At 40.3% G+C, this 13,361-nt stretch carries 18 protein-coding genes; 14 read left to right on the top strand and 4 right to left on the bottom strand.

What is annotated here, in order from left to right; genetic code table 11:
- Window positions 1-19: 19 nt before the first annotated feature.
- Entirely contained in the window at window positions 20-1,012 is a 993-nt protein-coding gene (locus tag M1D84_RS04510) for a Gfo/Idh/MocA family protein (protein ID WP_458106422.1), read from the bottom strand.
- Between the two features lie 197 nt (window positions 1,013-1,209).
- On the opposite strand from M1D84_RS04510, the gene M1D84_RS04515 reads away from it, so the two are divergent.
- The 4 genes from M1D84_RS04515 to M1D84_RS04530 all read left to right on the top strand — a co-directional run bounded on the left by M1D84_RS04515 (window position 1,210) and on the right by M1D84_RS04530 (window position 4,415).
- The gene (locus tag M1D84_RS04515; RefSeq protein ID WP_149126335.1) at window positions 1,210-1,602 is read left to right on the top strand and encodes a DoxX family protein; all 393 of its coding nucleotides are present in this window, start codon (window positions 1,210-1,212) and stop codon (window positions 1,600-1,602) included.
- A 65-nt stretch (window positions 1,603-1,667) separates the two neighbouring features.
- Window positions 1,668-2,810, top strand: a complete 1,143-nt coding sequence (locus M1D84_RS04520; RefSeq protein ID WP_048237280.1) for an AI-2E family transporter — start codon at window positions 1,668-1,670, stop codon at window positions 2,808-2,810.
- A 127-nt stretch (window positions 2,811-2,937) separates the two neighbouring features.
- Entirely contained in the window at window positions 2,938-3,771 is an 834-nt protein-coding gene (locus tag M1D84_RS04525) for an undecaprenyl-diphosphate phosphatase (RefSeq protein ID WP_025094210.1), read from the top strand.
- Window positions 3,772-3,941: 170 nt separating this feature from the next.
- Window positions 3,942-4,415 carry a stress protein gene (locus tag M1D84_RS04530; protein WP_268428856.1) on the top strand — a complete coding sequence of 158 codons (474 nt, stop codon included), beginning with the start codon at window positions 3,942-3,944 and terminating at the stop codon, window positions 4,413-4,415.
- A 35-nt stretch (window positions 4,416-4,450) separates the two neighbouring features.
- Here M1D84_RS04530 and bioB read toward each other — a convergent pair whose 3' ends face one another.
- From bioB to M1D84_RS04545, 3 genes are all read right to left on the bottom strand, one after another.
- A complete protein-coding gene (gene bioB, locus M1D84_RS04535) occupies window positions 4,451-5,446 on the bottom strand; it encodes a biotin synthase BioB (RefSeq protein ID WP_342493651.1) in 996 nt (331 codons plus the stop codon).
- 159 nt (window positions 5,447-5,605) lie between these two features.
- Window positions 5,606-5,959 carry a hypothetical protein gene (locus tag M1D84_RS04540; protein ID WP_024423273.1) on the bottom strand — a complete coding sequence of 118 codons (354 nt, stop codon included), beginning with the start codon at window positions 5,957-5,959 and terminating at the stop codon, window positions 5,606-5,608.
- Between the two features lie 219 nt (window positions 5,960-6,178).
- On the bottom strand, window positions 6,179-6,556 hold the full coding sequence (locus tag M1D84_RS04545) for a helix-turn-helix domain-containing protein (RefSeq protein WP_024423272.1): 378 nt from the start codon (window positions 6,554-6,556) through the stop codon (window positions 6,179-6,181).
- Window positions 6,557-6,715: 159 nt separating this feature from the next.
- Here M1D84_RS04545 and M1D84_RS04550 point away from each other — a divergent pair, with 159 nt between their 5' ends.
- The 10 genes from M1D84_RS04550 to M1D84_RS04595 all read left to right on the top strand — a co-directional run bounded on the left by M1D84_RS04550 (window position 6,716) and on the right by M1D84_RS04595 (window position 13,340).
- Window positions 6,716-6,979, top strand: a complete 264-nt coding sequence (locus M1D84_RS04550; protein ID WP_034624558.1) for a helix-turn-helix transcriptional regulator — start codon at window positions 6,716-6,718, stop codon at window positions 6,977-6,979.
- Window positions 6,976-7,128 (top strand): hypothetical protein, encoded by a 153-nt coding sequence (locus M1D84_RS04555; RefSeq protein WP_162860191.1) that lies wholly within the window; start codon window positions 6,976-6,978, stop codon window positions 7,126-7,128. Before M1D84_RS04550 ends, M1D84_RS04555 begins: the two co-directional genes overlap by 4 nt.
- Window positions 7,106-7,348, top strand: coding sequence for a hypothetical protein (locus tag M1D84_RS04560; RefSeq protein ID WP_257802497.1), 243 nt, complete (start codon window positions 7,106-7,108; stop codon window positions 7,346-7,348). Before M1D84_RS04555 ends, M1D84_RS04560 begins: the two co-directional genes overlap by 23 nt.
- Window positions 7,349-7,398: 50 nt before the next feature.
- Window positions 7,399-7,800: a RusA family crossover junction endodeoxyribonuclease gene (locus tag M1D84_RS04565; RefSeq protein ID WP_034624557.1), complete on the top strand. Its 402-nt coding sequence runs from the start codon at window positions 7,399-7,401 to the stop codon at window positions 7,798-7,800.
- A 50-nt stretch (window positions 7,801-7,850) separates the two neighbouring features.
- Entirely contained in the window at window positions 7,851-8,003 is a 153-nt protein-coding gene (locus tag M1D84_RS04570; RefSeq protein ID WP_395960789.1) for an XtrA/YqaO family protein, read from the top strand.
- 131 nt (window positions 8,004-8,134) lie between these two features.
- Window positions 8,135-8,653 carry a sigma-70 family RNA polymerase sigma factor gene (locus M1D84_RS04575; RefSeq protein WP_024423267.1) on the top strand — a complete coding sequence of 173 codons (519 nt, stop codon included), beginning with the start codon at window positions 8,135-8,137 and terminating at the stop codon, window positions 8,651-8,653.
- Between the two features lie 151 nt (window positions 8,654-8,804).
- Window positions 8,805-9,449, top strand: a complete 645-nt coding sequence (terS, locus tag M1D84_RS04580) for a phage terminase small subunit (protein WP_076839883.1) — start codon at window positions 8,805-8,807, stop codon at window positions 9,447-9,449.
- A gap of 8 nt (window positions 9,450-9,457) precedes the next feature.
- The gene (locus M1D84_RS04585) at window positions 9,458-10,759 is read left to right on the top strand and encodes a PBSX family phage terminase large subunit (RefSeq protein WP_213404780.1); all 1,302 of its coding nucleotides are present in this window, start codon (window positions 9,458-9,460) and stop codon (window positions 10,757-10,759) included.
- Entirely contained in the window at window positions 10,756-12,213 is a 1,458-nt protein-coding gene (locus tag M1D84_RS04590; RefSeq protein ID WP_024425905.1) for a phage portal protein, read from the top strand. The genes M1D84_RS04585 and M1D84_RS04590 overlap by 4 nt, the downstream gene beginning before the upstream one ends.
- A 38-nt stretch (window positions 12,214-12,251) precedes the next feature.
- Window positions 12,252-13,340 carry an XkdF-like putative serine protease domain-containing protein gene (locus tag M1D84_RS04595; protein WP_034624551.1) on the top strand — a complete coding sequence of 363 codons (1,089 nt, stop codon included), beginning with the start codon at window positions 12,252-12,254 and terminating at the stop codon, window positions 13,338-13,340.
- Window positions 13,341-13,361 lie beyond the last annotated feature (21 nt).

Genomic DNA, 13,361 nt, shown 5'->3' on the forward strand with positions numbered 1-13,361 from the left:
TTGTTCCTCATTTCATGCCCTATACATTTTGTCTGTCGGCAGGATACATCACGCCCATTTGTCTTCTCGCTTCGTCCATGACGGACATGGTTTGAACAGATAAGGCAAATGTATTGACCGGAGACTGCCCCATTCCCTGCTGAATACACTCAATAAAATGATTAATCTCATAAGACATAGCTGGCTGATCATCTTTGAGCGAGATGTCAGTTTGATGTCCGTCACGGTCATGTATCGTAATTTGTGAAGGACGGTGGAATTGATCAATCACCATCGTGGCATCCTCGCCTTGAATTTCAGCCGATAAATGAGACGTTGAAATTTTAGAATGAAAAAGAAGTGCTTGATGCCCGTCATACTGTAAAAGGACTGAACCGTTCCCATCCACACCAGAAGAAAGCTTATAGCCTCTCGCGGTGATTTGATTCGGCAGACCAAATAAGGATATGACTGGGTAAACGAGGTACACCCCGATATCCATTAAAGAACCATTGGATAGCTCAGGCTTAAAGGCATTTGGAAGCACGCCGCTTCGATAGGCATCGTATCTTGAAGAATATTTACAGTAATGCGCGACCACTTGCCTGATAGGTCCAAGCTGATCAAGATGCTGTTTGATTTGAAGGAAATTAGGCAGAAATGTCGTTTTCATCGCTTCCATCAAACAAACGTTATGTTTTTTCGCTGCAGCAATCATTTCTTCCACTTCTTTTCGATGAGAGGCGAACGGTTTTTCGCATAAAACATGCTTTTGATTCTCCATCATCAACATGGCTTGCTCTTTATGAAGGGCATTTGGACTCGCAATATACACGGCATCAAACGTATCACTTTCCGCCATTTGTTGTAAGTTCGTAAAAACCGTATCAATCCCATATTTTTCGGCAAAGGCCTGCCCTTTTTCAGCGGACCGTGAATAGACGGCTGTACATGTAAAATCAGCAATTCCTTCACCAGCCTGTAAGAATCGATCTGTAATCCAGTTCGTTCCGATGACAGCAAATCGAATCATGTCATTCCCTCCTTCTGCTTTTCTCTGATTATACATGCTTTGAAAGCGTTTGTATGAAAGAATATTCTTTTTATTGAAAAGCCGATGAAACCTTTATATAGGCTGATGCGTCTTACATAAAGGATATAAATGTACGAAAAGTGGGTAGTTTCTTCCTTCTTCGGGTAATACTCAGGATAGAAGGGAGAGGAGGAAACATGAAGCGCGTCCTGCATATAGGAAGTACATACACTTTTGCGCTTTTATTCATAGCAGCTGGTATTTTTCATGTGATAGAGCCGAGCGGCTTTGCCCGCATGATGCCAGGCTGGCCATTTCCATATGTAATGGTCTATGCGACTGCCTGTCTTGAATGGCTGCTGGCCGTGCTGCTGCTTTTGCCGAATGTCAGGATTGCAGCGGCAAAATTCATTGCAGTCTATCTTGTACTCATTTTCCCCGCAAACTTATTTGCTGCACGTGAGGGAATACCATTTCCAGGTCAAGAAAATACAGAACAAGCCTTGCTATGGATAAGGCTTATTGGACAGCCGATTCTCATTGTATGGGCAATGTCCATTGCAAAATGGGAAAAAAAGCTGAAACAATGACCACCATATCATGATCAAGTAGTGTACAATTTACTCATAAAATAGCCCGTGTTTGGAGGAACGATATGAATTCTATGCAAATGTGGAGCAGTCGATTTAAAAAAATTTTTCTTGATAACAAGTTTGTTCTCTTTTTACTCGTTCTGTTATTAATTGGATTGAATATCCTTGTTTTCATGAAAACATCATTTATTTTCACACCGCTCATTGTACTCGTCAAAACCATTGCCTTACCGATTATTTTAACGGGGGTCGTGTATTATTTATTAAATCCAATTGTCAACTTGTTAGAGAAAGCAAGAATCAAGCGGATCTATTCCATTTTGCTTTTATATATTGTCATTATTGGGATTATTACAGTGACCATCGTGTCCATTATTCCTTTTTTACAAGCTCAAACCATGAGCCTATTTCATAATCTTCCGAAATACGTCGATACGGTAGAAGATCAAATTAGACAATTAACAGGAAGTAACTTTATTAATCAAGTGCAAAACTCGATGAACTTTAACGTGTCTGAATTGGTAAGTAAAGCATCTAGTCAAGCGACGAAGATTTTGGAAAGCACCTTTACCGGTGTAGGAACATTCTTAGGGGCGCTCACAGAAGTCATCATCTCGATCGTGACTGTGCCGTTTATTCTGTTTTATCTCTTAAAAGACGGCAAAAAGCTCCCTGACTATCTATTGAAATTTTTCCCAAGTAAAATGAGGGAACATACACATATCATGCTTCACGAAATGAACCACCGTCTGAGCTCGTATATTCGCGGACAGATCATTGTCAGCTTCTGTATCGGTGTTCTTCTGTTAATCGGTTATATGATCATTGGACTTGACTATGCGCTGCTGCTCGCTATCATTGCTGCATGTACAAGCATAGTGCCTTACCTTGGTCCAACAATTGCGATTACACCAGCAATTGTGATTGCACTTGTGACGTCACCAGTAATGCTGTTAAAACTCATTATAGTCTGGACAGTGGTTCAGCTAGTTGAAGGGAAATTCATTTCTCCTCAGGTGATGGGGAAAAACCTTCATATTCATCCCATTACGATTATTTTTGTTATATTAACAGCTGGTAAATTGTTCAACGTGGTCGGCATCATTGTCGCTATTCCGACGTATGCTGTTCTGAAGGTCATCACGACTCACTTATTTGATTGGTTCAAAATGCGGTCCAATTTGTATAAAGAAGAAAAGGTTTGATGTCATAATCTTTTTTTGAAAAAAATATAGTATCATAAAGACGAGCTTTCGATGAAGGAAGCTTGTCTTTATGTGGACATAGATGTTTGGCGTGTTCAAAAGATCAGAATTGAAAGGAAAGAAAATCATGAATCTATGGGATTTATTCGTGGCACTGGTTTTAGGAATTGTCGAAGGATTAACAGAGTACGCACCTGTTTCATCTACAGGTCACATGATTATTGTCGATGATCTTTGGCTAAAATCAAAGGAAATTATTACGCCAGAAGCGGCTAACACATTTAAAGTCGTGATTCAGTTAGGCTCAATTTTAGCTGTTATGATCGTGTTTAAAGATCGTATTTTAAACTTATTGGGCTTAAAGAAAAATATCACCGAAGAGCAAAAGCGCAGCGGGCATAAACTGACCATCGCCCAAATTGCAGTTGGACTTGTTCCAGCCGTCATTTTAGGATTCTTATTTGAAGATTATATTGATAAATACTTATTTGACGTCAGAACGGTCGCTGTCGGTTTGATTTTAGGGGCAGTGCTGATGCTTGTCGCTGACTGGATCAATAAACGAAAAACAGAAACAAGCTCTGTCGATAACATGACGTACAGACAAGCGCTTTATATTGGACTGTTTCAATGTTTAGCATTATGGCCAGGCTTTTCGCGCTCAGGTTCGACGATCGCGGGCGGGGTTATTCTTGGTTTGAATCACCGTGCTGCGGCAGACTTTACATTTATCATGGCGATGCCGATTATGGCAGGAGCAAGCTTGTTAACCCTTGTGAAAAATGCCGAATATTTAACACCAGACATGCTGCCATTCTTTATCGTCGGCTTTGTGAGTGCGTTTGTTGTGGCTCTCTTTGTTGTTCGATTCTTCCTAAAACTGATCAATAAAATCAAACTGGTGCCTTTTGCGATATACCGAATTATCCTAGGTGTGATTTTATTTATCCTGTTCATGTAATACTGTAAACTACTCTTTTATAAGAGTAGTTTTTTTGTTATTTCGCCTAATTAAACAGTAAAAACACCCTCTTAATTGGTAGAATAAGAATTTTTTTCATAAATTAGTGTTTAAGAGACAGATAAAGGGGTAGTACATAAACATACCAATTAAAGGAGGAGTTAGAAATAATGAGAAAAACAAGCAAATTGTTTGTTGGTTCTGTCATCGCTACGTCAATGATTGCTGCCCCTCTATCTCTTACGACTTTTGGTCAAACGGCTGAAGCTGCTACAACAACAGGTGTTGATGGAAGTGTCTCAATTGATCCAGTAGCCATTGCCGATAAAATTGAACAAGCAGTAAAGTCATCTCAAAATCGTGATGGATTCGTAAAAAATGCAGCATACAGTGCGTTCTATGAAGCAGGTCAAAACTACAACGTAGTTGTCCAAAACTTAAGCCAAGACCACGACTTTAGCGGTCTGAACAATGTTGTTTACTATGATAGTGTTGAATATGACGGTATTACGTTTGGTATTTGGGTATTTGAAGATGGTACGTTTGTCAATAATGGCGACGGTGGATATATTAACTGGACGTTTGTTGGCAGCTTTGACCGAGAAGATGGAAGCGGAACTGTCGATTTTCATAAAAGATTCTAATCTTAAAAGTCTGCCGGTGAATCGGCAGACTTTTTTTATAACGCACATTCTTCTATTTCAAACCCTAAATCTTCAATGATGTGATGATCCGTTTGGACTTGCTGGCCTTTAGTTGTTAAATAATCACCAACAAAAATGGAATTTGCGGCATAAAGTGCGAGCGGCTGGAGTGTCCGTAAATTAAACTCTCTGCCTCCGGATACCCGAATTTCTTTTGTTGGGTTGACAAATCTCATCATTGCCAGCACTTTCAATGCTTTGATTGGGTGTGTTCGTTTTTGATGCTCAAGCGGTGTTCCTTCGATGGCATGAAGAAAGTTGACTGGAATTGAATCCGCATCAAGTGCTCTGAGCGCAAAAGCCATTTCAACAATTTGCTGATTGGTTTCACCCATTCCAATAATGACCCCTGAGCAAGGTGACATGCCAGACTGTTTGACCTGCTCAATGGTCGATACGCGGTCATCGTATGTATGAGTTGTCGTAATATGAGCATGATGATCATGATGTGTATTGATATTGTGATTATACCGATGAACACCCGCTTCCTTCAGCCGCTTCGCTTTTTCTTCATTTAATAACCCAAGACAGGCACACACCTTCAAAGGCATCGTTTCAGTGATCTCCTTGACTGCTGCTGTGACTTCATCTAATTCCCTATGAGAAGGCGCTCTCCCGCTTGCCACAATACAATAAGTCCCGGCTTTTCTTTTGAGAGCTTCACGCGCACCAGCTACAATGGTGTTTTGATCAAGCATTGTATATCTTTCAACTGGTGCTTTTGAAATCATCGACTGTGAACAATATCCACAGTTCTCAGGGCAATATCCACTTTTCGCGTTAAAAATCATATTTAATTTCACCTTTTTTTGAAAAAAATGAAATCGCACTTGATAGGCTGCATGCATAATAGGTAACAATTCTCTATCGTCAGCTTCAAGAATGTCTAGACCCTCTTGCACCGTGATCGGTTCATTTTTCATCGCCTTCTCCACTATTGCTTCCCAAGACAAAGATATGTGTTTTATCATCATCAGCCCCTTAATATGTCAACTTATTATAAATAAAAGTTAACATATTGGTTAGTCTATAGCAAGAATTGATTGTCTAGTTCGTTTTAGAGAATTGTCGCATTATTAAAGGCGATGATATGATGTCATCGCCTTAAGCTTAATAAATTTAAAAGAGTTTTAGTAGGTAATTGTATAATTGTTAATCACAAGTTCACCATCTGAATTTAGATAAGATACTTTAACAAAGCCAGGTTTTAAAAAGTAAATCCAAGTGAAATTTGGAGCAGTTTGTTTCAGTTCAACAGCATCTGTACTACCGGACAAAGTTATTTTACTGATTGGAATTGAAAAAGCACCAGACCATCCTACCTTAACTTTACGGTCGATCGTAATTACTTTATTCATAATAGGAGCTTTTTCTATAACTGGTTCTTTAGGTTGTGCAGCTGCATGGGCACCTTCAGTTTGGAAGAACGTAAGAGCACCAACAGCAGCTAAAGACAATATACAAGCTTTCATGAATTTTTTCATCGGTAACACTCCTTTTTTTTGGTATATACATATATTAATAATAATAGAATTATTTGTCAATTAAAATATATGAAAAAAAGAGTAATTATGGCGAAAATTGTCACATATTTGTTGGAAAAAATATGATTTTTTATTCATATGCTATTTCTTTTTTAAGGGAAAAAGAGGTATAAAAAAAAGCTGGGTGCGTCCCAGCGTAAAGCAGATGAAAAGAGATGATCAATGGTCGTCACGCTTTTTTGGCTGACGACCTTTTTGCTTCTCTTTTTCTCTAATGTAGTTAATAAAATCGATGGTTTGTCTTCGTGCTTCTTCGGAAAAATCTGAGGCTGCTTTAAACGCAATTTGCAAATCAGGATCGTCTGCAAGATCGTCATCGGGCCTGCCTTTGTCCTTACCTGTGAGAAGATAATCGGTTGAGACCCCATATAACTCGGCAATTTTCACAATCATTTCACCGTCGGGTTTTCTCAAGCCGTATTCCCAGTTTGCATAAGTGGACATTGCCTTTAATCCGAGTTTTTTAGCAACTGTTGACTTGCTCCATCCATGCTTCTCTCTTAATTCAGTTAGAATCTTCCCAGTCAAATTATCCATCAGAAACACCTTTTTTCATGTTATGAGTAAATTTTATCATGAATTACACGGAAAAGATAAATAAATACACAAAAAGAATAAAAATGTGATTGACTTACTCGTTACGTGTATATTATCATAATGAATATAACTTACACATATTGAGTAAGAGGTGGACAGATGAAACTTGAAAATTTACGAGAAGAGCGCATATTGCAAGGTAAAACACAAACCTATATGGCGAAAAAATTGGGATATAAGTACACAAGCGGCTATGCGAATATCGAAATGGGCAGAACGAAGCCTAGCTTAGAAATAGCAAAGCATATTGCAGATCTGCTGAATACCGGGGTTCAAGAGCTTTTTTTTGGCCAAAAGTTACACGAAAAGAGTAATTCTTTAAGAGAAGATCGGTTCTTAGAAAAGGGGAGACGAGCAGAATGAATATTGAACATCCAATGGTGACTCAGATGAGTGACTTTGGTTATCCAAAAAGCTATTGGTTATATGACATGAAACGATATGGATACCAAACAGAAATTGAGGACAGCTTGGAGGGAGCTGAAGAAGATGAGACATCAGCTGATGTTTGATGCTAGAAAAGAAGCGCAGCTTTGTTTAGACCAAGCTGGCGGCTGGATCGCCTTTCATCGTCAGAAACCGATGTTTGTTTTTGCCACAGCAGAAGAGAAAGAGACATATATGACCCTCCTGGAGGCTAAGGTCGATGATACAAAAAAGGAGGAATCAGGGCAACGTGAAACGATGGAAGCAAATCATGACATTTTTGAAATGCTTGCTCAAAGCGAGTAAAAACGAACAAGACATCCGCCAGTGGTCAAAGGATGACGGGAGATCATAACATGGTCATCCATTTAATTATTGAACATGAGCATTTGTTAACAAAAGAGACATTGATGAAAAGAATACGATCAGCTGCAAAAGGGCAATGCCCGCAAAAATTAAAAGGCGCACTATCACTTGAAATTCGTTTATTTGATCACATGCCGTTTGACATAGCTGACTGCCAAAAAAAGCGTACATACGCAGAAAAAGGGTTGATACGCCCAGTACACGTCAGCATCTTTCAGCCGAATCTACAGCATATTCAAGAAGCACTTCATTCTATAGCTGATGAAGTCCCTCTGCAGATGGTCGATTTAAGAGTTTCCCAGTTTTATAGTATGTGTCCAAGAGTTGAAATCATTATCAATACGGTAGGTGGTGGCACGAGGCCATCACCAAAAAAGGAGACAAGCATATGAACGAGCCAAAACAACTATTCATTCAAGAAAACCAAACATTTGTCGGTGAGATGGAAAAAGGAAAAATTCAAGTCATCGTGTTAGATGGGAATGTAGGAACGGCTTATAAAATGGATGTACCTGAACATGGAAAAACCATTATTCAAACGGCAAAAGGTCATTTTGCAAGAGTAGATCACGAGATTGGTTTTAAAATCAGTTAACTGATTGAACACATCAAATCACAATATTATGTCCAAGACGGAAAGCCTGCGGACACTGATCAAGACCCTGCTAAAAGGGGGCTTGATTGGTGTCCGTTTTTTATTTTCTTAAAAAAAGGGAGAGAGCCAATATGCAAGATTTACTCATTGAATATAAAAGAGCTTTAAAGAATGCTAGAAAACAATATGAACCATTTAAAGAAAAAGAAGAACATCAGCTGTCCGTTCAAGACAAGCATGATAAAAAAATGATCGCCAGTATGGTAAGCGATCTGGAATATGTAGTAGAATGGCTTCAAATCGGAAGAGAGCCAGGTGCGCGCAGAGGATTAGACAGACGTTCAGTCTATCAGCGTACCATTCTCGCAAATCCAGAAGTGTTAGAGGCGTTATCACATGAATATACCCTTATTCAAGAGAAAGAAAGAGAAGTCAGTGAGAGAGACAAAAGACGAATTGATGAAGCTTTGTCTGTTTTAACAGATCGAGAAAAGGACGTATTCTTTATGCACACAACACAAGGGTTATCGTTTAGCGAGATTGCAGTTATGCTGGATGTCAAAAAAGGAACTGTCCAAAAACATATGGAAAGAGCGCGGACGAAGATGTCCAAAAAAGTACAAGAACGCCTATTCAGAGCTGCTGAATAGGTGTTTTTTCTATTCAAAAATAAATCAGTGAAAGCTTGTCTTACAGTTGCCACCTATAGTTAGAAAGACCAAACGAAGTTTGCTAGCCCTACACAAATGATTCCTTCAGAGGGAATCATTCGAATTAAAAGGAGGCGGCAGGTGAATGTAAATGAAAGATAAACGGATAGAGGCCAAGCAGGATTATATGAAGGGGATGACGTACCAGCAAATTGCTGATCATTACAATGTCTCGATCCATACCGTCAAATCGTGGAAAAGGCGATACGGATGGCAAAGACAAAAAACTTCGTCAAAGCAAGCACACTCGATTTTCAATCAATTTCTTTCAGATGAAACGATTGAAATCATGGAGAAAATGGATGGACGCACATCGCTTGATTTAATCTGGGACCAAATTCAAATTCAATATGCAGCCATTATTCGTGCGCAGCGAATCATGTATGTAGCAGATCAAGAGGACATGATCAAAGAGCTGAAAAAGGCGGCATACATGCCTTCTTCATTAGAAGAAACAGGCGAAGGCATTCAGACAGAACTAGACATGACCTCAGAAGAATACTCGTTTCAATTTTCATGGGATCGGCATGCCACGTTTTTAAATGCACAATCCCGTGCAATGGGTGAACTCAGACGTCTAATAAAACAGTTTGAAGAGCTCGCACATGCGAAGGATGAACGAAGATTAAGGCTGAAGCAAATTGAACTGACGATCGAAAAAACGAAAAAAGCAGTGCGTGAAGAAAAAGAGGAAGATCTTCAAATTATGATCAAGCGAAAAGAGGACGACTCATGACGCCATTGATTGAAAAAGAAGTCAATCCTCATTTTGAACATTTTCTATTCGATTGGAATCAAAAGTTTCAATTTTTAGTAGGGGGCTACGGCTCCTCTAAAAGCTATCACATTGCTTTAAAGCTCGTCTTAAAGCTGCTGGAAGAAAAGCGGACAGCACTTGTCATTCGGGAAGTGTATGATACGCACCGCGAATCAACCTTTTCTTTATTACAAGAAATCGTCAGCGACCTCGGCATCGACCACGTGGTGAAGTGCCGAAGTTCGCCGCTTGCACTAACATTTCGAAACGGCAGCAGCATCCTATTTAAAGGACTGGACAAGCCTGAAAAATTGAAATCGATCAACAACATTTCGATCATTTGGATTGAGGAATGTTCAGAGGTTTCTTATGAAGGCTTTAAAGAGCTGCTTGGAAGGCTGAGGCATCCATCCTTACCGCTTTATATGATGTTATCGACGAATCCTGTTGGTCAGGATAATTGGACGTACAGACATTTTTTTAGAGATGAACAGCTGAAGCGATTTGTTTTAGATGACGAAACCTTATACAAAAAGCGAACCGTTGTCATCAAGGATACGTATTACCATCACTCCACGGCGGAAGATAACCTATTCCTTCCTAAAAGCTACGTGAAGCAGCTGGATGAGCTGAAAGAGTATGATCCAGATCTCTATCGTATTGCGAGGAAGGGGTATTTCGGCATTAATGGCACAAAGGTTTTTCCTCAATTTGAGGTGAGAAGCCATTCTGATGTATTAGAAGCCATTCAGCAGATTGACAGACCGCTGAAACGAGCAGGCATGGATTTTGGATTTGTTGAATCATACAATGCGCTCATTCGGTTAGCTGTCGATCATGAAAAAAAGTACTTATATATTTATTGGGAATATTACGACCGCGGGAAAACAGATGATGAAACAGCTATTGACTTGAAAGAGTTCATTGAATCAAAGGAACTGATTAAAGCCGACGCAGCCGAACCTAAAACCATTCACTATTTTCGGCAGCGCGGCTTTCAAATGGTAGCCGCACATAAGTTTCAAGGCTCACGTTTGCAGTATACAAAAAAGATCAAACGTTTTAAGAAAATTATTTGTTCTGATGCTTGTCCATATACCATCTATGAACTTCAATCACTAACCTATAAGTCAGATAAGGATGGACGCTTAGAGGAAGATGAATTTCAAATCGATCCGCACACTTTATCAGCCATCTGGTATGCGCTGGATGATTATGAAGTGACAGATTTGAAGCAGACCGCCTCAGAGCGTGTCCGTCCAAACAGAGAGAGGAGGTCCATACAATGAAACAATTGAAAGCAACCATTATGAAGGCAAACATGTCTGATCATACAAAACAAATGTATGCAGATGAATTTTCCTACGAAAAAGATGACATTGTTCCCCCGCCTTACAATATCAATGAATTAAAAAGCATGGCAGAATATTCAACCATTCTTCAGCAATGTATTGATGCGTATAAGACCAATATTTTAGGCTTTGGTTTTGGTGTAGAATATGCCTTTGACTTTAATGCAGAAGGTGTGAAACCGGCAAAAAAGAAAGCAGCAGAGAAGGAATGGACAAGGCTTGAAGAGTTTACGAAATACATGAACTATGATGAGTCTGCTGATGTGGTGCTTGGCTATGTCATCGAAGACCGGGAGAAAACGGGGAATGGTTTTTTAGAGGTTCTCCGAGATGGTCAGGGAAAGCCGGCAGGAATCGAGTATTTAGATGCGCTCCATATCCGTATTTGCAAGCTTAGTGAGCCAGTTGACGTTGAATTCCGGTATACAGAAAACGGCGAATTGAAAACAATGAATCGAAAGAAACGATTCCGTAAATATGTGCAGGTGATCAATGAAAAGAAAGTCTTCTTCAAGGAGTATGGTGATCCGCGCATTTTACATTGTGAAACAGGCAAATACGATGACACCACCCCAGAGCCGCTGCGCGCAACAGAAGTGATTCATTTTAAAATCGGCAGTGGAACGTATGGAATTCCCCGCTGGATTGGCAACATCGTCAATATGTATGGGGCACGCAAGGCAGAAGAATTGAACTATCTTTATTTTAAACAAGGGCGGCATGTACCTGGTGCCATCATTGTCGAAAATGGAATGCTGTCTGAATCTTCCTATCAGCAGCTTCAGGATTATATGGACGATATTGAAGGCTCTGATCATGCACATAAGTTTCTATTGCTTGAAGTCGAAGGTCTCCCGACGGAAAAAGGGTTAACTGGAGAAGAAGATGTCTCAAATGTCAAAGTGAACTTCAAATCCCTAGCAGAGATCTTGCAAGAAGATGCACTCTTTTTAGAATACGATGAAAAAACAAGAAACAAAATCCGCTCTGCTTTTCGCCTGCCGCCTATTTACACAGGTGAGTCTCAAGACTATAACAAAGCGACAGCCGATACGGCGCGAAAAACAACAGAAGAACAGGTATTTCAGCCTGAACGGCATCTCATCACAGGAAAGCTCAATACCCTTTTCTTGCCGGATCTTGATATTTGGCATGTTCGTTTCCTATTAAATGGTCCTGACTTTAGAGATCCATTAGAGATTGCCAAGGTTCTGACACCGTTTATTCAGGCTGGGGCAGTGTCACCAAACGATTTGCGAGATCTAGCGGGACGTATCCTTGGGAAAACGTTAGAGGAATGGCCGGAGGATCTTTATCACAGACCTTTAGAAAGCCGCATGACATCAGCCGAACAAGAGCCTCAACGAGAGGCGAATCAGCTGAAGAAATAAACCGAAGCGCATGCGCTTTTTTGAAAGGGGGTGAACATATGCCAAGAGAATTAAAAAACGCAAAAATTACGCATGTTTCCTATGTGGACAGAGCCGCAAACAAAAAGAAATTCTTTTTGATGAAGGCAAAGAAAAGCCAGCCTGACTTTCAAAAGGAGGTTAGTGTGCTGACAAAGGCAGAAGATGCTCATCGCCTTGTGTATGGTGTCGTGTATGAACCGAATACACCTGATGCACATCAAGACTTTATGTCTGCCAAAGAAATTGAAAGAGCGGCACATGGTTTTATGAAGGATGCCCGCCACATTGACAAGCAGCATGATTTTCAACATGGTGTGGGCGAGGTTGTTGAATCATACATTGCCCCCGCTGATTTTGAGGTAGGCGGTGAGCTGATTCGAAAAGGATCTTGGGTACTTGTAACAAAGGCTTCCCAAGAGATTTGGGATCAAATTCAGAAAGGCCACATTACAGGGTATTCAATGGCTGGAACGGCGGACATCGTAGCAATAGAAGAACAAGATCAGCTCCTATCTCAAAGCACAAATGAGAGAGGGCTTTTTTCTTTGCTGAAAAATTTCTTTTTGAAAGAGGAAGGTGCAAACATGTCACAACAATTTTGGAGCGTTTTAGATCATCTGCTGGAAGCCTTACAGTCAAGTGATGGTGATGAGGCGGGTGTAAGATCAGCGCTTGAGCAATTGCTGCCAATCGTGCAGGACATTTTGAAGACAGAGGATGTGCTTCAAACGATTGGTGAAAGGCCAGCCTCCGTACAAAAACAAGATGCCGCTCTGACAACGGAGCAAGTACAAGAGCTTGAAAAAGCAAAAATGGCCATTGAACACGTCTTACAGCAGGCAGAACAGCAGGAAACAGATCAAACAGAGGAAGAACCTGTCCAAAAGGTGCTTGAGCAAGTCGTTGCACCGATTCGTCATCAGCTTTCTTCCTTAGAGAAATCAGCCAGCAGAGAAAAAGCAGCGCTTGAGCAAGTGCTTCAGCAGCAGCTTTTGCCTATTTCAGAGCGGATTCACATGCTTGAAAAAGCGCGCGGTATGTCAAAACAAACAATCCACGATACACAAAACGACAGTACAAAGCCCATATGGGATGGCTTACTATAAGCCTAAATAAGGAGGAAACAG

The organism is Bacillus sp. PK5-006 (genome assembly GCF_054161415.1).